The following is an 18259-nucleotide window of genomic DNA, read 5'->3' on the forward strand; positions in this document are numbered from 1 at the left end:
GGATGATTATGCGGACGGGCCTGCCGGCGGTCTACGCACCTTCTTGCGTCGCAGCTTTGGAAACCGGTTTGCCAACAGGACGAAGCCCGACAGAGCGATGATCGTTCCGCCGATCCCGAACACCAGCAGCCACCAGCTGTTGATCCGGTCCCGCTCGGTCCAGTCCATGATGTGCAGTCCCCAGACGAAGTCGAAGAAGCGCCAGGTGTCGCTTCGTGCGGCCAGAATCGCTCCACTGGATGCGTCGATATAAATCCTCGTCGTGTCCTCGTCGCCAAAGGTGACCTGCCAGGCGGGAAAGGGCCCGCCGAACTCCGTTCCGACCGGTGTCTCGATGAGCATCTCGCTTGCAATTAAGGTTTCGGGTCCGGTCCATGCACGACGGGCAATGGCGCGCGCGTCGACACGGGATAGCGGCGAGAGCTTCTGACCGGTGGCAGGGTCGTGCAGGGTTTTCGACCCGTCGCTCCGCTCGATCTGAACAACAGCACGGCCGGCCACGGATTTGGTCGTCAGCGCGACGAGGTTTTGTCGATCCCCCAACCATCGCGGTCCGGGGAGCGCAGGATCGAGCGTTTCGGCCTGCCGTGTAATAACGTGTTCGGACCGTACCTTTTCAATCTTGAGGAAGGACATGATGGCGCCCGTGCCCATCCACAACAGCGCCTGGACGCCGACAAAAAGCGCGAGCCACTTGTGCAGTTTGCTGCCGAAAACATGAAGCCGCAGCTTGCGCGACGGCTTCCGAGATACCGGAACCGACGCCACGAGACCTTATTTGCTGCGCGGCGCGCGCGACGACGAATGGTATTGCACGATCTTCCACCCATCGGCGCCGTGCGTGAGCACCGAGGTTGCAACGCCTTCGCGCTCGATCACCCGCCCGTCCGTGAGTTCGATCCGGTAGGTATAGGTCTCGCGCCCAAAGGCCATGTGCCCCATCCGGATGACCGCGACGGTCGGCTTGCCAAAAACGAAACTTGTGATCGCATCGAGCTCGGGGCCGAGATGATGCTCCATGTAGTTCGCGAAGCTGCCTTCGTCCTTTCCGTTCTCGAAAACGAAGGATTCATCCGCGAACAGAGCGATCATGGCATCCGCCTCGCGCGCCGTCAGGGCACTGCGATAGGCGGTCAGCACGGCCTCTGCGCCTGCCACATTGTCGTTCATGGCTGCCATGTGGTCCGCATGATTCATGGCTTGCCCCGACTGGTTCATCGGCATCGAGGCGGCGTGCTCGGTATGATCCGTAGACTGCGCCATCGCCGCGGTGGTGGTCGCTGTCAGGACCAGGGCGATCGTTCCTCGAATTATCCATGCGTGCATTGAACTTCCCTCCCTCAAAACCAGAATCGTATGCCGACGACGTAATTTGTCACGCTCGGATCTTCGCCGTTCGCGCGCGCATAGTCTGCGCTTCGGCCGAGCTTCCATTCCTGTTCAACGCCAATGTACGGCGCGAACTCACGGGCGAATTCATAACGCAGACGCAGGCCGAGTTCGACCGTGTCCAAGCCCGACCCGATGCCGAGTTCAGGCACGTTCTGCGCCGACAGGTTAAATTCTGCGCGCGGTTGCAGAATGAGGCGTTGCGTGATCCGCTGATCGAGCTCACCTTCAATCCGCGCGGTCAGGTCCCCCTTGTTGGACAGAAACGCCGCGGCATCGATTTCGAACAGATAGGGCGCCAGACCCTGGATGCCGAGGACCGCATAGGTCCGGTCGCGCGGGGCCAAATCCTGGCGTACACCTACCTGCAGGTCGAACCACGGGCCAATTGCGCGGCTGTATAGTGCCTGGACTTCTGCGCCCTCGATTTCCTCGCCGAAACTGCCTTCGCCCTCGGATTTGAACCAGAACTTGTTGATATCGCCGCCGTAATACCCCTGCACGTCCCACAGATAGCCGTCTTTACCCTCGCGCAGCCGGTATTCGGCGCGATCGGCCATGAACCAGAAAAAGGTCTGGCCGCCCTGTTCTTCGCGCAGTTGCTCGCGGCTCGGGCGCATAGCGTCGGCGCCCCAGATGGCGTCCGCGGCACGTGGCGGCCCCGATCCGGCTGAAGGCGGCGGCGTCCCGGCGGGGATCGGCATCGCCATCGCACCGTGATCCATTTGCGAGTGGTCGACCGTCTCTGCCTGCGCAGGGGAATGGTTCATCTGCGAATGATCGGCGATGGGTGTCTGCTGCGCGTCCGTCTCCATCTGCGAATGGTCCATTTGAGAATGGTCCATCGTGCCCGGCTGCGCGCTCTGCTCTGCCGTGGGTGCCGGGGTTGGCGCAGGAGTTGGAGCGGGCGCCGGCATGGCATGCCCGGCATGCTGTGCCAACGCGGGCGGCGCGGCTCCGATGAGGAGCAGTACGAACAGCGATTTCATCCGTGTTCTCCCACGCGCTCTTGCTCGGGCGCGTCGCCTTTCGGCGCCACGGTGACGATCTGAAACATCCCTGCATGCATGTGATAGAGAAGGTGGCAATGGAACGCCCAGTCTCCGGACTCGTCGGCGGTCAGATCGAACGAGGCGCTCCCGCCGGGCTGGACGATGACGGTGTGCTTCTGCGGCTGGCGGTCTGCCGGCGCGCCATTCACCAGTTCGAAAAAGTGGCCATGCAGGTGGATCGGATGGGCCATCATCGTGTCATTGACCAACTTTACCCGGACCCGCTCGTTGTAGGCGAAACGGATCGGCTCGTCGCTGACCGACGAGAACTTCTTCCCGTCGAACGACCACATGAACCGTTCCATGTTGCCCGTGAGGTGGATTTCCATCTGGCGGGACGGCGTGCGCAAGTCATCGTTGGGCTCAAGCGCGACCAGATCCCTGTAGGTAAGGACCTTGTGCGGGACCTTGTCGAGCCCGATGCCGGGATCGCCCATCCGGTCGACCGGATTCATCGCCACCATGTCGAGGCCCGGCCCGACCGCCACATCGGGCGGCAACATGGACGTGTCGCGCATGTTCATGCCGCCCATGTCCATCGCGCCCATGGGCTCCGCTGCGCTCGTCGTGGCCGGGCCCGCAGGAGCGTGCCCCATGGCGGAATGATCCATTCCGCTCATGGAGTCGTCGCTGCCATCCATCCCGGCCATGCCGCCGCCGTGATCCATGCCGCTCATACCCATGTCGGCCATAGTCAGGAGCGGAGGGTCGCGCAGCGCCGGGACCGCCGCTCGCGCGCCGGGGCTGCTGGCGAGGGTTGCCACCGCCATGCCCGAGCGGTCCATCGACTCGGCAACGATCGTCATCGCCTCGCCGGTGGGCTCGACAACGAAATCGTATGTTTCGGCGGTGCCGATCTGAAACTCCTCGACCGCCACCGGGCGCACATTCTGCCCGTCGGCGGCGACGATTTGCATGCGCGCGCCGGGGATGCGGACGTTGAAGAAGCTCATCGCGCTGCCATTGATCACCCGGATGCGCACCCGCTCGCCGGGATTGAAGAGAAACTCCAGGCCTTCCAGCGGACCATGCCCGTTGGCGAGGTACGTGTAAGTGGAGCCGGTCACGTCGAGAATGTCGGTCGGCATCATGCGCATTTGTGCCCACATCCGCCTGTCCTCTCCGCTCAGCGGATAGTCGTCGGTCCAGGTGGTTTTCTGGTAATTGAAGTACCCTTCGCCCTTCTTCAGCTTGTCCATGATCGCGTGCGGATGCATCGGCGTGAATTCGCTGAGCAGCAGCACGTAGTCGCGATCCGCCTGCACCGGATCGGCTCCCGCCGGATCGATCACGATGGGGCCGTAGTGCCCCGCCTGCTCTTGAAGATCAGAGTGGCTGTGCCACCAGTAGGTGCCGGTCTGGCGAATGGCGGGAAGATCGTAGGTGAAGGTCTCGCCCGGCTTGATGCCCGGGAAACTGACGCCAGGCACGCCGTCGAACTGGAACGGCACGAGAAGCCCGTGCCAGTGTATCGAGCTGTCCTGCGAAAGCGTGTTCGTGACGTTGAGGCGAACCGGCTCCCCTTCCTTCAGCCGGACCAGCGGGCCGGGGACGCTGCCGTTGACCGCAACGGCATGACCCCGGCGGCCCTGAACCACGCGCGGGCCTTCACCGATCGTCAGATCGATCGATGATCCAGAGACTTCATCGAAGCCCGAGCGAATAACGCCATTGTGAATATTGGCGCCGCGGGCCCAGGCGGGAGTCAGGGCAGTCAACCCGGCCAGACCGGCGGCACCGGCCCCTGCGCCCAGAAGGCCTCTTCGGTTCATCGTCAGCATGTAGATTCCTGCAGGTTTTCTATGACCCGGAATTACGCGCCAAGCGGGCTTTCCCCTCACTCGAGGTCGAGTTTATTTCTGAGCTGCTTGCGCGCGCGGTAGACCAGCGATTCCACCGCTTTTTCCGAAATGCCGAGCAGTTCGGCAGCCTCGCCCTGGCTTCGCCCCTCGACGGTCACGAGTATAAGGGCTTCGCGCAGGCGCCGCGGCAGATTGAGGATCTCTGCATGGGTTGCCTTTAGAAGCTGCTTGTCCAAAGCCTCAATTTCCGGCGACGGCGCGCGATCGGCAGCGAGATCGATTTCCAGCACCTTTCCGAAGCCCAGGAATCGGGCCGCTTTTCTGCGCCGCAATCTGTCGCGACACTTGTTCAAGGTGATGGTGGTCAGAATGGGCAGGATAGGCCGCATTGGGTCGAGCCGCGCGCGGGCGATCCAGGCCGATGCCAGCGCACTCTGCACCGCATCCTCCGCATCCTGGCGAACGCCCAGCATTCGAAACGAAGTCGCCAGCAGTCTCGGCAGTAACGGTTCTACGAGCAGGGTGAAGGCACGGCGGTCACCGGCGACAACCTTTGCGACAAGCTGCTCCTGGTCGTGAGATTGCCCCTCCACTCCGGGATCATTCCGGCGGCGAACCGGTCAGCGACCGGGCAACCTGTCGGTCGAATTCACGTTGCTGATCCTCGTTGAGGATACTTCGCATAGCGAAAACATGCTGCACCGTCGCCTTCTGCAACTCGCCCATGCTGGCATGAACCTGGTCGATCGCGGCGCTTACCTCAGGGCCGTATTCGTGCTCGCTGTCCATCGCAGCGGCCAGAACAGCGTTCGCGCGACGAACCGCAAGTTCGCGCTGCGCGTTCTCGATATCATACCGCTCCTCGAGCCGGTCCAGTTGCTCGTCCTGGTCTGCGGTAAGGTCGAGCTGCTCGTGTACGAACTCGTGGAGCCCGCCCGACTGAACTGGCGCGAACCATCTCTGTGCCGCGGTTGCACCCAGAAACCCCGCCAGAGTGGCGAGCAGAATGGCAATCAGGATTTGCCGTTTTGGATTGGTCATCGATCGACGTGCAGCAACGCAGAAGGAGAAAGCCCTGCGTCGCTGAACAACGGATAGCTTCGATCCTGCGCGTAGGCAGGCACTTGAACGGTGACGGCTCCTGCGCTCAGTCCGACTGCGAAGAGGGCCACGAACAGCGCGCTGCGCATGGTTCTATCCCGACGCGCGCTGATATCGCCGACCCGCTCCCAGACTCCCTCCATGAAGCCGTCCGGCACCTCGGCGTCAGCATCGTGCGCGAGACCCTCGAGATAGGAACCCAATTGCTGTTTCATCGGTGACGGTCGATCCTTCGGCTGCAGGTCGTTTCTCAATACGCTCGAACCGTCCGCAGCCCTCAATTGAACTTACGTGAGGGGAGGCGGCTCGGGATGCGTAACCGCAGCATAAGCCGCGTTAACCCGCCCTGAAAGAGATCCCGCTGTTATGAAAGCTGCCCATTTCCTTGTGCTTCTATGCGCGGGCTTACTCTCGGTGAGCGTTGCCCATGCGCATGGTGATGAGAAACACGGAGAAGCTGAAACCGCCACGCTGACCTCGGACACAGCCGGACAGACTTCCGAACTTGGTGTCGCGCCCTCGGGGTCTGGTCACGCCGCCGAAGAGACACGCGTGTCAGGCGGGCACGATGAGGCAGCGGGAGGACATGAAGGTGCAGGGGAAGCCGGCGCTCTTACCTTCCTCCAGAAGCTGCACCCCGCAACGGTCCACTTTCCAATCGCTTTGTTCCTGGTGGCGGCGCTGACTGAGCTGTTCGTTATGGCACAGCGAGGAACAAGTCTCGAACCGGCTGTCCGCGTGCTGATCTATGGCGGCGCCGCCGGCGGCGTGATCGCGGCGCTGTTCGGGTGGATCCATACCGGTCTCTGGTTCGGCGGGGATGCTGTTATGCAGATCCACCGGTGGAACGGCATGCTGATCGCCGCGCTGGGCGTGGTCCTGGTGTGGCTCGCCCGCAGCCCACGGGAAAGCAGAACTCCTCTGCGGGTTGGGCTCTATTCAGTGTCTGCCCTCATTCTCGCCCAGGGATTCCTTGGGGGGGAGCTCGCACATGGGCCCGATCACCTTGGCTTCTCCTGGATTTGAAGGGAAAAATCGTCATGAGTTCATTCACGCGCAAGCAAATTTTTGCGGCGATCCTGATCGGTGCCGCATCAGCGGTCCTGGCTGCATGCGACCAGCAGGCAGCCCCCAACGACCGAGTGGAGGCCTCCGAACTTGGCGAGGCGGCGCCGCCGGAAACGGTCTTCCCGGTGACTGAAGCTGATGCGGACAATTCCGCCGAGATCGAAAGCCAAGACGTCCCGGCCGCCGCCGCGGCGAAGCCCGAGCGCAGGTCAGCCGATCAAGCCCCGACAAGGGCGGCAAGCAACCCAGCGCCCAGTTCCACCACAGTCCCCATGCCTTCCAAGAGCGAGGCTGCCGAACCAGCAGATCCTCACGCAGGACACGATATGGAGGCCATGTCCGATCACGACATGAATCGCATGTAACAAAGGAAGGGTCGAGCTGGAACGATGTCGCGGTCTGTGCGGTTAAAAAATCAGAACCAATTCAGATCGGGACCGGCGCTCGACCAGATTATAAATAGACAGGAGCGTTAGATGGCACAGAAAGAACACGCAGACGGAGGTGAATCGAAGGGATACCTGCGCTTCATGGCGATGATCGCCACCTCAACGGTCGTCATGTTCTTCCTAATGTATGTTAATACATACGATGCCGATCACATGACCTGGAGCGAGACACGCTTTTGGATGGCTTTCGTCATGGGGTCCGCGATGATGGTCGTCATGATGCTGTTCATGTGGAGCATGCACAAGAACAAGACCAAGAATTTCATCATACTCGGCGTCGCTGTCGTTGTCTTCGCCCTCGCGCTTTGGCTGGTTCGTAGCCAGACAACCGTAACCGACACCGAATACATGTCGGCGATGATCCCCCACCATTCCATTGCCATCATGACCAGCGAGCGGGCGCACATACGCGATCCGCGGGTCCGCAAATTGGCCCACGACATCATTCTCGCCCAGCGGCGGGAGATCGCCCAAATGAAATACCTGATTGCCGATATCGAGGAGAACGGTGTTCGCACTGCGGAGCGCATGCCCGAGGAGGTGGAGCAATGAAAATAGCAGTTACGATCGCACTTCTGGCGTTGCCTCTGGCGGCCTGCAACCAGAACACTGAGCTCGGCAATGACCGCGAAGGTCAGATCGACGCGGCGCCAACCCCGGCGCCGATCATGGGTGCTGCGGCCGCACTTGAGAACGTCGCCACCGCCGCACTCAAGCCCGAAACCATGAGTGATGCAGACATCGCGGCGCTTGGTGGAAGAGAAGGGCGCTGCGCGGTCAAGCTGACCGAGGTGGGCTTTCCGTCATTCCTTTACGAACCCACAGGCAGCGGCGCCATCAAGCTGAATGGCAAGCTCATTGTGTTGCGCAATGCTGGCGATGCCAGGTTTGAAGACGGTGGACTGACGGTCACACTACAGCCGGTGGATGATGAAGGTAACGCCGGCCTCCAGGCGATGGAGATGATCATCGTTCCTCCCGGCGCGAAGGATGAGATCGGCTATCGCGGCTATAGTCAGTGCTTCCAGGGAGATGAGGCATGAGCGCAACAGGGAAAGGAGTCGTCTACGGTGCTGTTGGCGCGCTGGTCGCTCTGATCCTGATCGGGTTGTTCGTAGTCCTCACTGGAAGCTACAACGTCGCGGCGACCGAGCGGCACACCACCGTCGGAGAATGGGCGCTCGACACGAATTTCAGGAATTCGGTGCAAGGGCACGGCAGCGACATCACTGCACCCGAACTAACGCCTGCGATGGTCGCGGCCGGTGCGGGTGAGTACAAGGCAATGTGCGCCCATTGTCACGGCGGAATCGGCGAGGGACGCGCTGAATGGGCCCAGGGCATGCGCCCCAAACCCCCGGCGCTTGCCGGAGCGGCCGACGAGTGGAGCGCGAGCGAAGTGTTCTGGCTGGTCAAACACGGCGCCAGGATGACCGGAATGCCAGCCTTCGGCGACACTCACGATGATCGCGCGATCTGGAATATCGCTGCATTCGTGAAGCAGATGCCGGAGATGAGCGAAGACGAGTATATCGCGTTCGGAGAAGGCCAGCATTAGATCACAAAGATCACGTAAACCCGCCCCGGGCCGCTCGCATACCCGCTCCGGCTGATCTTGCGAGGGATAGTCGCTCCAGAAGGCCAACAACGAGACAGAGGGAGAAGTACCGTGCCGCCAGTTCATCCGGCCCTAGTGCACTATCCCGTCGCGCTGGCGGCGACATCGGTTATTGCCGACACTGTGGCGGCAGCCATCAATGTCCCCGCGCTCCTGATCCTTGGCCAATGGGGGATGGCGATCGCGGCCGTGGGCGCGGCTATTGCCGCTCCGGCCGGTTACTTCGACATGAAACGGGGTGATCTGGCGCACGAGACGCACGAGCTGGTCCACCTGCACATGAAATCAGGCTTGGTACTGGTAGTTGTGCTTGCGATCGCTGCCCTCTGGCGCTGGTCCCTCGCAGAGCCGACACTTCTCTACTTCGTATTCGCCTGGATCGTTCTCGCAGGTGTGGCGCTTCAAGCCTGGATGGGCGGAGAGATCGTTTATGCACACGGCGGCGGGGTCGCAGCGGCAGGTCAGGGCACCGCACCAGAGGCCGAAGCGAAAAAGCCCTCGCGAAGGTTCTACCGCGCAATCACGGGCAAAACGCGAATCTAACGAAGAGCACCGAAGCTGATCACGTTTTCGGCGTTCATCGGGGGACGGCAGCCGTAACGGGCGTGAGCTAATCCTGATCCCCGCAGCCTTGCGGTCCGAGCCGATGCCGCAAAGTGGGCGCATCGAAATCTGTGGCAACGCCCACGAACAAAAAAGCATAGGCGAAGACGAAAACCAACCATCCAGTAGGTCTATCGATATTCGACGGAGCCATCTCTCTTCAGATGCCGTGGTCGCCCCAGCCGTGGGCATTCAGCAACCCGCGGAGCCGCCTACGCCGGTCCTGCTCGGATCGAACGCCGTCGGCGAACTCTTCTTCAGAGACCACCGGGTAGCCCCGCTGCAGGATCGAACCGAGCGATGGAACTGGCAGCGGATCATCAGCAGGTTGCACGAACTTTTGCGGCAGAGACTGGAGAACGTTCGTCACAGCGGAGCGGACTGAGTTGAGGATCACGGCCGGAGCGCGGAGACCCCGCGGTACGCCATGAGCTGCAATCATCACAATTTGATCGAGCCGTGCAAGGCTTGCAATCGGTGACTTGGCCGCCTCTCCCGAGTGAAAATACTGGAGGACGGGGTATGCAAGATACTGCTGACTGAGCTTGGTAAGCTGGCTCGCAACGCTTTGCAGCGGCAGGGCTAGTCCCGAATAATTCTTGCCGTCCCAGCCAGCTGCAACCACTTCCGCGGGCGCATCTCCCAACCCCCATACTTCTGCGGCAAACGCTCGTGCCGAGACGGCGGCCGAAATCACGGAGATCAGATAGGTGATCGCGAGGGTCGCGGTAAAGAGGCCGGCCCCCGATGCGAGCGCGGTAGCGATCTGCCAACCGTCCCCGTTCGGCGAGAACTCGCCGTTGCCCAAGGTGAACAGTGTATACCCGACAAAATAGATCCGGTCGCTAACGTCAGCAACGGCTTGAGAAGAGCTGGCGACGAGAGAGGTCGGAGCTGACCAGAAGATCAGGAACCATCCCAGCCACAGTAGAAGTAGCCAACTCATGGTGGTGATAGTCAGGACGAGCGGACCGGCAACCACCATCAGGCGGTGATTTCTGAAAGCGTTCAGTAGGAGCCAGACGAGGTTTGAGGCAGCGCGGGTTATTGGCCCCGCGCCCCCTCCAACCCACAGCGTGGTCCAGATCGTTTCTAGAAGTGCGGCAACGACGATAATCACCCCGACAAATAGGATGAACCATTCCACCGAAGCATTCTCCTCCTAGGTCTGCGGGCCCATCGCCGGTTGCGGGGCAGGGAGCGCGCCGGGTTGTTCCCGCACGTGCGCAGCGCCCGGCGTCAAGCACCCGCCCCCTCCTTTTGGGGTCCGCCGTCCGGTAACCACGGCGCCTTCTAGCCTACATAGGGAACCAATGCGCTTCTCGCGCGAATGTTTCATCAGACGGTCGCCAATCGCGTCTGCGGCTGAAACCGGCTTGAATTGTCCGCAGACGCTTGGCTGCCAGCCCACCGCACCTGCGCATCACCCGGCGCATGTGCTGCGACCGAGCCCACGAGAAGAGAGTCAACGTGATGTCCGTCAACCTCAAACCGCTTGAACAGCAAACCATCGTCATTACCGGAGCCACGAGCGGCAACGGCCTGGCCACAGCCCGCGAGGCAGCCCGAAAAGGAGCATCGCTAGTTCTCGCCGCACGCAACGCAGAGGCGCTCGAGGAAATCGCAGGCGACTTGCGCGCAGCAAGTGCGCGTGTGGCGACCTGCACGGCAGACGTCGCTTGCGACGAAGACGTCGAGCGAATTGCGCAAACTGCCATCGAGGCATTCGGTGGCTTTGACACTTGGGTGAATGACGCGGCTGCGGCGATGTACGGCCGGATGGACGAGGTCACCATGGAGGACCACCGCCGCGTCTTCGACGTCAACTATTTTGGCGTGCTCAAGGGCTCTCTGGTTGCGGCCGACCACCTGCGTAAGAAAGGGGGCGCGATCATCAATATGGGTTCTGTTCTGTCGGATCGCGCAATGATTCTGCAGGGCGCATACTCCGCGACCAAGCACGCGGTGAAGGCCGCCACCGATGCCTTGCGCATGGAACTGCAGCGCGACGGTGCGCCAATCTCGGTAACTCTGATCAAGCCCGCGGCGATGCACACACCCTATCCCGAGCACGCGCGCAACTATATGGACGAGCCGGCGAGGCTGCCGCCGATCCTCTACGATCCGCGGCTCGTGGCCGACGCCATTCTCTTTGCGGCCGAACATCCCAAGCGCCAGCTGTATGTGGGCGGCAACGGCTTTTTGATCAGCCTGGGCGGCCGGTTTGCCAAGCGAGCGAGTGACGCAGCCATGAAAGCCTTTGGTCGCAGGCTCCAAACTGACGAGCATCAGCCCGCACCGCCAGCGACAAAGGACAACCTCTATGAACCGCGCGAGGATGGATCAATCGATGGCCATCAGGATTACTATGTGCGGCGCACCAGCCTCTTTCTGGAAGCTCAAAAGCGGCCTGCGCTTACTCTGTTGACCGCGACGGCAGGACTGGGTCTGTTCTTACTTCCGAGGTGGGGCCGCTCGAGCTGAGGGATTGACCGGACAGTTGCCCTTGCATGCGCTTCGCTCGCGCATCCGGTGTGATGCGCGCGGTGTCAATCGTCAGCCTGTCGAATACACAAGGATCGGGGACGGACGCCCCGAGGACGCATTTGGACGTCGGCCTCCATGCAGCCCTGACGCAACGCGCCACCGCGACGGCCGGTTCCGGCAGACATCGCGCCCCCGTCAAGCGGCCTTGGTTGCGACCCCCCATTCCATCCAGCCCACCCACCTGGGCATCTTGTCCAGATAGCGCTGTCCCGCGGGTTGCGTGGCAAATCCGGCTTCGGCGATGGCGCTGGAGACAGGCCTTGTCAGGTGGCAGTTGCCCATCATCCGTTTCCAGGCCGGCTCGATGATGCGCTGCCACCGCGCCGGGGATGCATCGGGTGCCTGGCCGTGCTCCAGGTACAGGAAGCGGCCACCCGGGCGAAGGATCCGCCGCAGCTCTGCCAGCACCTGTCGCTGATCGTCCACCGAGCAGAGCGTAAAGGTGCTGACCACGGTATCGAAGCTGCCATCCGCAAACGGAATGGATTCGCCGCGACCGGGGCGAATGTCGCCGTCCCAGCCTTTTTGCCGTGCGGCGCGTTTCGCGGAATCGAGCAGATTTGCGCCGGGGTCGATCCCTGCAAAGCCGGTCGCCCGCTGTGGATCGTAGAACGGCTGGTTGAGACCCCCGCCGACCCCGAGTTCGAATACGCTTCCCTCGGCAAGAGGCACCAGTTCGGCGCGGAGCCCCATGATCTTTGGGTCCGCGCACGCGCACCGGATCAGGCGGGAGAGGATGGCTTCCTCGTAGAACGTTTTCAGGCCCAACGATTATCGACCTTTTTATGGGCGCGCGCGCCGACCACGGGAACGGGGCCAGTCGTTCGTCACCGGTAGTTTCGCGTCCCGGGTTCGTCGAAGGCGAAGCGGCCAGGTCCCTTGACGTAGAAATAGAGCAGGGCGCCCATGATCGCGATGTTCTTGAAGAACGGACCGGCGTGACCGGGGGCGACGTGAACGGCAATCGTGACCGGAATGAGCGTGACGATAATCAGCAGCGCGGAAATGCGCGTCAGGTAGCCGAGCGCGAGCGTGAACCCGAAAACGAGGAACACCGCGCCGCTGAGCCACAGCATCCAGGATGGGTCCCCCAGATAGCTCAGCACGCCCCGCCAGGGCGATTCCGCCATGCGTTCCAGCATGTGGTCATGCGCTAGGAAATGGCCGATTCCGCCGATGATGAAGATCAGGCTGGTCGAGATGCGGAAAATGGGGTCGACCCAAGCCCGCGACAGGCCGGCCGGGGCAAGACGGGCGTTGAGTTCGGAAAGCGTCATCGATCCCCCTTTTTCTGCAGGCCAGGCTTGCATGCTGGCGCGATCCATTTATATTAGCCTCACCTTATCAAGAAACTGCTAATGCAAGTCAAGCGGCCTCCGCGGATCCGCATCCCGGGGCCGCTGACCGGGCCGCTCTTGAATTTGAATAAGCAGTTTCTACATTAGCATCATCTAATGGAGTAAGAAGTATGGCCATGGACGATTTCGAAGCGCAGGCATCGGAAGCCGTCGAGCTTCTGAAGGCGATGGCCAACATGCCGCGCCTGCTCGTGCTGTGTCATCTCGCGGAAGGCGGAGAGCATTCGGTGGGCGACCTGGCCGGCAAGGTCGGTTTGAGCCAATCCGCCTTGTCCCAGCACCTAGCCAAGCTTCGCGAGTTGAAGCTCGTCGCGACGCGCAAGGACGCCCAGACGGTCTTTTACAGCGTCTGTGACGACAAGGCTCTCAAGGTGCTTTCCCTCCTCCACGACCTGTTCTGTCCGGAACTCGGACAGGCGGGCGTAATTGAACAACGCGGGAGCTGACAATGCATACGGATACACATCTCGAAAGCGCCATTTCGCTGGTGGAAGACACTTTGGCGGGCACCCGGCAGGCCCCGCTCGTCCAGGCTTTTTTCCATGAGCCGACGTTCACCGCCACCTATGTGGTCAGCGATCCCGCGACGAAGCGGGCCGCGATCATCGACAGCGTGCTCGATTTCGATCACGCGTCGGGAAGCACCGGTTTCGCCTCCGCCGATCTCGTGATCGCCTACGTGCAGCAGGAAGGCCTGGCGGTCGACTGGCTGCTGGAAACCCATGCACACGCCGATCACCTCTCCGCGGCCCCCTACCTGCAGCAAAAGTTGGGCGGGGAGCTTGGGATCGGGGCGGATATCGCGACCGTGCAGGAAGTCTTCGGCAAGATTTTCAACGAGGGCACCGAGTTCGAGCGCGACGGTTCGCAATTCGACGTGCTGTTCAACGATGGCGACAGCTTGCAGATCGGCGAGCTCGAACTGATCGCGCTTCACGTACCCGGTCATACGCCTGCGGACATGGCGTTCGTCATCGGCGACGCGCTGTTCACCGGCGATACGATGTTCATGCCCGACTACGGCTCGGCCCGCGCGGACTTTCCCGGCGGTGACGCGCGCGCGCTCTATCGCTCGGTGCGGCGCCTGATGGAATTGCCCGACGCGACCCGCGTGTTCCTGTGCCACGATTACAAGGCCCCCAACCGCGACCACTTCGTGTGGGAGACGACCATGCTCGCCGAAAAGACCGGCAACGTTCACCTGCACAAGGACGTGACCGAGGATGACTTCGTGGCCATGCGCACCCAGCGCGATGCCACGCTGGAAATGCCCCGGCTGATCCTCCCGGCGATCCAGGTCAACATGCGCGCCGGCCACTTGCCCGAGCCCGAGGACAACGGGGTCGTCTACCTGAAACTACCGCTGAACTTGCTGCGCTAGGAACTGGCCATGTTGGAACCTCTTTTCCCGATCGTGGCGATTGCCGGCGGCCTGCTGATCGGCATCGCCGCCGGCCTGCTGCTTCTTTCCAATGGTCGCATCGCCGGCGTCTCCGGGATGCTGGTGACGGCAACCGGGATCGACAAGGGTGGAACGCCGTGGGCGCAGGCAGCCGCGTTCGTTGTCGGCCTGCCGCTGGGCGCGGCGCTGATCGCCATGTTCGTCCGCCGGCCGGAACTGGTCATCACGGCGTCGCCCGCGGCGCTCGTGGTCGCCGGCCTGCTGGTCGGGTTCGGCACGCGGCTCGGCAACGGTTGCACCAGCGGGCATGGCGTATGCGGAATGGCGCGGCTGTCACGCCGTTCGATCGTCGCCACGCTGACGTTCATGGGCATCGCCGCGGCGACCGTGTTCGTCACGCGCCATGTGCTGGGGGCCTGATCATGAACCGTATACTCGCTGCCTTGCTGGTCGGCGTGATCTTCGGCGCGGGGCTCGCCCTGTCCGACATGATCAACCCCGCCCGGGTGCAGGCCTTCCTCGACGTTGCGGGGCGATGGGATCCGACTCTGCTCTACGTGATGGGCTCCGCCCTGGTTCCGTCCGCGCTGGCCTACCGTGTCCGCCGCCGAATGACGCATCCCGTCCTGGCGGAGCGATTCCGCGTACCCGGGAACGCGGACCCCGACCCGCGCCTCCTGGTCGGGGCCGCGTTGTTCGGGATCGGCTGGGGTATCGCCGGGTTCTGCCCCGGCCCGGCGATCGCGGGACTGGTGCTGGGCGCGTGGCAGGTCTGGCTGTTCGTGGCCGCGATGCTGGTCGGCATGGCCGCGCACCGGCTGCTGCCCCGGCCCGCCGAAGAACCGCGCAGGCAGCAACCCGCAACCTAGGAGATCGAAGATGACCGAATACAAGCAGCTTTCCCCCAATCTAGCGGTGCGCCCCCAGGTGAAGCCGGCCGAAATCGGCGAGCTTGCGGCGCAGGGGTTCAAGGGGATCATCAATGCCCGCCCCGACGACGAGGAGCCGGGCCAGCCCAAGTCGGCAGAGCTCGAAGCCGAGGCCAGGCGCCACGGCCTTGCCTATACCCACATCCCCGTGGTGCCCGGCCAGGCCAGCGCCGAAGACGGCCAGCGGTTCGCCGAGGCGCTGCGCCAGTGCGACGGCAAGGTCGTCAGCTTCTGCCGGTCGGGCGCGCGCGCCGCGGGCCTGTGGGAAATGGCCGGCAAGCCGCAATAGACCGTGTCGATGCTCGCCCGCTACCTGCCGGTCCTTGCCTGGGGGCGCAGCTACACTCGCCAGACCCTCGTCAATGACGGCGTGGCGGCGGGGATCGTCACGATCATGCTCATCCCGCAGAGCCTGGCCTATGCCATGCTGGCGGGACTGCCGCCCGAGGTAGGCCTTTACGCCTCGATCCTGCCGATCATCGCCTATGCGATCTTCGGGACCAGCCGCACGCTGGCGGTCGGCCCCGTGGCGGTCATCTCGCTGATGACCCTCGCGGCCGCCGGCAGCGTCGCGCCGCCCGGAAGCGCCCAGTTCATCGCCGCGGCTCTCGTCCTGGCATTCCTGTCCGGGTTGATGCTTGTCCTGATGGGCGTGCTCAAGCTCGGCTTCCTCGCCAACCTGCTCTCGCACCCGGTGGTTTCGGGCTTCATCACCGCGTCGGGCATCATCATCGCCACCAGCCAGCTCAAATCGATCCTCGGGATTGCGGCCTCGGGCGAAGCGATGCCGGAACTCCTGGCCACGCTCTGGCAGAACATCGGCGCCACCAACCTGCCGACGGTGGCGATCGGCGTCGGCTCGCTCGCGTTCCTGTTCTGGGTGCGCAAGGGACTGAAACCGGCGCTGATGCGCCTGGGTGTTCCGGCCCGTCCGGCCGACCTGACCGCCAAGGCGGGGCCCATCGCCGCCGTGGTCGCTTCCACACTCGCGGTCATTGCGTTCGACCTCGAAGAGCGGGGCGTCAAAGTGGTCGGGGAGATCCCGCAAAGCCTGCCGCCGTTCACGGTCCCGTTGTTCGATGCGGGCCTTTGGCAGCAGCTGCTGGTGCCGGCGCTGCTGCTGTCGGTGATCGGTTTCGTCGAGTCGGTCTCGGTCGCCCAGACGCTCGCCGCAAAGCGCCGGCAGCGGATCGACCCCGACCAGGAACTGATCGGGCTGGGCGCAGCCAATATCGCCGCCTCGTTCTCGGGGGGCTACCCGGTGACGGGCGGGTTCGCGCGCAGCGTCGTCAATTTCGACGCGGGCGCAGAAACGCCCGCGGCCGGCGCGATGACCGCGGTAGGCATCGCAATCGCCGCGTTGTTCCTGACCCCGCTGCTGGCATCGCTTCCGATCGCCACCCTCGCGGCGACGATCATCGTGGCCGTGTTGAGCCTCGTCAATTTCGCGGCGATCCGGAACGTGTGGCGCTATTCGCGGAGCGACTTCGCCGCGATGGCGGCGACGATCTTGGTGACTTTGGGGTTCGGCGTGGAGCCCGGCGTGGTGGCGGGGGTCCTGCTCAGCCTCGCCCTCTTGCTGGGGCGTACGTCCCGCCCGCACGCCGCGATCGTGGGCCGGGTTCCGAACACCGAGCACTTTCGCAACGTCGACCGGCACGATGTCATCACCGACCCGCGGATCGTCACCATTCGCATCGATGAGAGCCTGACCTATCTCAACGCGCGCTGGCTCGAGGAACACGTGCTCGAGGTGATCGCCGACCGCCCCGAGGTGCGTCACCTGATCCTGATGGGCTCGGCGATCAACGCCATCGATGCCTCGGCGCTCGAAAGCCTCGAGGCGATAAACCACCGTCTCGCCGATGCGGGGATCAAGCTGCATCTCTCCGAGGTGAAGGGCCCGGTCATGGACCGGCTCCGCGCGTCGCACCTGCTCGACGATCTGACGGGGAGGGTCTTCCTCTCCCAGGACGATGCGTTCGCGGCGCTGGTGTCTTCCGCCGACGACGAGGGCGTGGAGCCCCGCGAGGACCTCTGGCTCGCGCGCGGTCTCATTTGAGCGACTGACAGGGGCCGGACCCATCGACACATTGCACATTGGCCCGCTTGCCGTGGCCGCCGACCGGATGCTCGCGGTCGCGGCGCTATGGGCGTTCGTCGCGGTGCTCTCCTATGGCCGCAAGTGGGCCGGCCGCGACCTGTCCCGGCCGGCGTTCGTTGCGCTGGCCGTCGGCATCCTGGCTGCGCGGGCCGGCTTCGTGGGAGGCAACTGGCCCGCTTTCGCGGCCGCGCCATGGACGGCCGCATATATCTGGCAGGGAGGCTTCTCGCCCCTGTTCGGCATGGGCGCCGCGGCCGCCATGCTGATCGTCATGCTTCGCGGCAAGGCATGCGCATTTGCCGTGGCCGCGCTTTTAGCCATCAGCGCAGCCTGGTTCGTCGTGGACCGCCTGATCGCACCGCCGGCTCGACCCTTGCCCGCCGGGTTGTTGGTCGAACGAATTGATGGAGGACCTGTCGCGCTCGATTCGCTGCGCGGGCGGCCGTTCGTGATCAACTTGTGGGCGACATGGTGCGGTCCCTGCCGACGCGAAATGCCCATGCTCGTCGAAACCGCCAATGCCAATCCCGAGGTGCCCCTATTGCTCATCAACCAGGGGGAGGACGTGCAGCGGGTCTCGAGATACCTCGCCGCCGAAGGCCTGCCCGATGCCCGTATCTTGCTGGATCCGCAGGGGATCGTGGGCTCCGCCCTGCGTTCCTCGGCCCTGCCGACGACCGCCTTCGTTTCTGCCGAGGGCAAAGTGGTCGATGTGCACGTCGGCGAGATTTCAATGGCGGCGTTGATCACAGGTGTACATGACCTTCGGCAGCCTGCGGGACACTGAGCGTAAGCTGCCGATCCACCCATTAGATGCAACTTTTGATACGCCAGCGC

The 18259-nt window shown here is 63.2% G+C and carries 24 protein-coding genes; 14 read left to right on the plus strand and 10 right to left on the minus strand.

The features are described from left to right. Nucleotides 1-6 precede the first annotated feature (6 nt). Genes ACQ450_RS01200 through ACQ450_RS01230 form a run of 7 tightly spaced genes read right to left on the minus strand, consistent with a single transcriptional unit; the run spans nucleotide 7 to nucleotide 5559 of the window. Nucleotides 7-768 carry a PepSY domain-containing protein gene (locus ACQ450_RS01200; protein WP_431470173.1) on the minus strand — a complete coding sequence of 254 codons (762 nt, stop codon included), beginning with the start codon at nucleotides 766-768 and terminating at the stop codon, nucleotides 7-9. A 6-nt stretch (nucleotides 769-774) separates the two neighbouring features. Beyond that, on the minus strand, nucleotides 775-1326 hold the full coding sequence (locus tag ACQ450_RS01205) for a YybH family protein (RefSeq protein WP_431470174.1): 552 nt from the start codon (nucleotides 1324-1326) through the stop codon (nucleotides 775-777). 14 nt (nucleotides 1327-1340) lie between these two features. Beyond that, entirely contained in the window at nucleotides 1341-2378 is a 1038-nt protein-coding gene (locus tag ACQ450_RS01210; RefSeq protein WP_431470175.1) for a copper resistance protein B, read from the minus strand. Beyond that, a complete protein-coding gene (locus ACQ450_RS01215; RefSeq protein ID WP_431470176.1) occupies nucleotides 2375-4222 on the minus strand; it encodes a copper resistance system multicopper oxidase in 1848 nt (615 codons plus the stop codon). The genes ACQ450_RS01210 and ACQ450_RS01215 overlap by 4 nt, the downstream gene beginning before the upstream one ends. Nucleotides 4223-4278: 56 nt before the next feature. Continuing rightward, on the minus strand, nucleotides 4279-4836 hold the full coding sequence (locus ACQ450_RS01220; RefSeq protein WP_431470177.1) for an RNA polymerase sigma factor: 558 nt from the start codon (nucleotides 4834-4836) through the stop codon (nucleotides 4279-4281). 7 nt (nucleotides 4837-4843) lie between these two features. Next, a complete protein-coding gene (locus ACQ450_RS01225; RefSeq protein ID WP_431470178.1) occupies nucleotides 4844-5284 on the minus strand; it encodes a Spy/CpxP family protein refolding chaperone in 441 nt (146 codons plus the stop codon). Continuing rightward, the gene (locus tag ACQ450_RS01230; RefSeq protein WP_188053768.1) at nucleotides 5281-5559 is read right to left on the minus strand and encodes a hypothetical protein; all 279 of its coding nucleotides are present in this window, start codon (nucleotides 5557-5559) and stop codon (nucleotides 5281-5283) included. The genes ACQ450_RS01225 and ACQ450_RS01230 overlap by 4 nt, the downstream gene beginning before the upstream one ends. Before the next feature lie 151 nt (nucleotides 5560-5710). On the opposite strand from ACQ450_RS01230, the gene ACQ450_RS01235 reads away from it, so the two are divergent. The 6 genes from ACQ450_RS01235 (at nucleotide 5711) to ACQ450_RS01260 (ending at nucleotide 9022) form a co-directional block, all read left to right on the plus strand. Next, entirely contained in the window at nucleotides 5711-6370 is a 660-nt protein-coding gene (locus ACQ450_RS01235) for a DUF2231 domain-containing protein (protein WP_431470179.1), read from the plus strand. Nucleotides 6371-6384: 14 nt separating this feature from the next. Next, nucleotides 6385-6777 (plus strand): hypothetical protein, encoded by a 393-nt coding sequence (locus tag ACQ450_RS01240; protein ID WP_431470180.1) that lies wholly within the window; start codon nucleotides 6385-6387, stop codon nucleotides 6775-6777. A gap of 111 nt (nucleotides 6778-6888) precedes the next feature. Further along, nucleotides 6889-7413, plus strand: a complete 525-nt coding sequence (locus tag ACQ450_RS01245) for a DUF305 domain-containing protein (protein WP_431470181.1) — start codon at nucleotides 6889-6891, stop codon at nucleotides 7411-7413. After that, nucleotides 7410-7904 carry a DUF6692 family protein gene (locus ACQ450_RS01250; protein WP_431470182.1) on the plus strand — a complete coding sequence of 165 codons (495 nt, stop codon included), beginning with the start codon at nucleotides 7410-7412 and terminating at the stop codon, nucleotides 7902-7904. Before ACQ450_RS01245 ends, ACQ450_RS01250 begins: the two co-directional genes overlap by 4 nt. Further along, on the plus strand, nucleotides 7901-8419 hold the full coding sequence (locus tag ACQ450_RS01255; protein WP_431470183.1) for a c-type cytochrome: 519 nt from the start codon (nucleotides 7901-7903) through the stop codon (nucleotides 8417-8419). The genes ACQ450_RS01250 and ACQ450_RS01255 overlap by 4 nt, the downstream gene beginning before the upstream one ends. 135 nt (nucleotides 8420-8554) lie before the next feature. Next, nucleotides 8555-9022: a DUF2231 domain-containing protein gene (locus tag ACQ450_RS01260; RefSeq protein WP_188053779.1), complete on the plus strand. Its 468-nt coding sequence runs from the start codon at nucleotides 8555-8557 to the stop codon at nucleotides 9020-9022. A gap of 220 nt (nucleotides 9023-9242) precedes the next feature. Here the strand turns inward: ACQ450_RS01260 and ACQ450_RS01265 are convergent, their stop codons facing one another. After that, nucleotides 9243-10229 carry an ion channel gene (locus ACQ450_RS01265; protein WP_431470184.1) on the minus strand — a complete coding sequence of 329 codons (987 nt, stop codon included), beginning with the start codon at nucleotides 10227-10229 and terminating at the stop codon, nucleotides 9243-9245. A gap of 326 nt (nucleotides 10230-10555) precedes the next feature. Here ACQ450_RS01265 and ACQ450_RS01270 point away from each other — a divergent pair, with 326 nt between their 5' ends. After that, nucleotides 10556-11566 carry an SDR family oxidoreductase gene (locus tag ACQ450_RS01270; RefSeq protein WP_431470185.1) on the plus strand — a complete coding sequence of 337 codons (1011 nt, stop codon included), beginning with the start codon at nucleotides 10556-10558 and terminating at the stop codon, nucleotides 11564-11566. Between the two features lie 198 nt (nucleotides 11567-11764). On the opposite strand, the gene ACQ450_RS01275 is transcribed toward ACQ450_RS01270, so the two are convergent. Then, complete coding sequence (locus ACQ450_RS01275) at nucleotides 11765-12397, minus strand: class I SAM-dependent methyltransferase (RefSeq protein WP_431470186.1); 633 nt, start codon at nucleotides 12395-12397, stop codon at nucleotides 11765-11767. A 59-nt stretch (nucleotides 12398-12456) separates the two neighbouring features. Continuing rightward, nucleotides 12457-12954 carry a DoxX family protein gene (locus tag ACQ450_RS01280; RefSeq protein WP_431470187.1) on the minus strand — a complete coding sequence of 166 codons (498 nt, stop codon included), beginning with the start codon at nucleotides 12952-12954 and terminating at the stop codon, nucleotides 12457-12459. Between the two features lie 149 nt (nucleotides 12955-13103). Here ACQ450_RS01280 and ACQ450_RS01285 point away from each other — a divergent pair, with 149 nt between their 5' ends. From ACQ450_RS01285 to ACQ450_RS01315, 7 genes are read left to right on the plus strand one after another with little or no spacing between them, the layout of a single operon-like run. Then, entirely contained in the window at nucleotides 13104-13433 is a 330-nt protein-coding gene (locus ACQ450_RS01285; protein WP_431470188.1) for an ArsR/SmtB family transcription factor, read from the plus strand. 2 nt (nucleotides 13434-13435) lie between these two features. After that, entirely contained in the window at nucleotides 13436-14368 is a 933-nt protein-coding gene (locus ACQ450_RS01290; protein WP_431470189.1) for an MBL fold metallo-hydrolase, read from the plus strand. Nucleotides 14369-14377: 9 nt separating this feature from the next. Then, nucleotides 14378-14809, plus strand: coding sequence for a YeeE/YedE family protein (locus ACQ450_RS01295; RefSeq protein ID WP_431470190.1), 432 nt, complete (start codon nucleotides 14378-14380; stop codon nucleotides 14807-14809). Nucleotides 14810-14811: 2 nt separating this feature from the next. Then, nucleotides 14812-15258, plus strand: a complete 447-nt coding sequence (locus ACQ450_RS01300) for a DUF6691 family protein (RefSeq protein WP_431470191.1) — start codon at nucleotides 14812-14814, stop codon at nucleotides 15256-15258. 10 nt (nucleotides 15259-15268) lie between these two features. Further along, nucleotides 15269-15607 (plus strand): TIGR01244 family sulfur transferase, encoded by a 339-nt coding sequence (locus tag ACQ450_RS01305; RefSeq protein ID WP_431470192.1) that lies wholly within the window; start codon nucleotides 15269-15271, stop codon nucleotides 15605-15607. A 9-nt stretch (nucleotides 15608-15616) separates the two neighbouring features. Next, nucleotides 15617-17380, plus strand: a complete 1764-nt coding sequence (locus ACQ450_RS01310) for a SulP family inorganic anion transporter (protein ID WP_431470193.1) — start codon at nucleotides 15617-15619, stop codon at nucleotides 17378-17380. Between the two features lie 52 nt (nucleotides 17381-17432). Then, nucleotides 17433-18209 carry a TlpA family protein disulfide reductase gene (locus ACQ450_RS01315; RefSeq protein ID WP_431470194.1) on the plus strand — a complete coding sequence of 259 codons (777 nt, stop codon included), beginning with the start codon at nucleotides 17433-17435 and terminating at the stop codon, nucleotides 18207-18209. Nucleotides 18210-18259: the final 50 nt, after the last annotated feature.

Source organism: Sphingosinithalassobacter sp. LHW66-3 (genome assembly GCF_050703275.1).
GTDB lineage: Bacteria > Pseudomonadota > Alphaproteobacteria > Sphingomonadales > Sphingomonadaceae > Sphingomonas.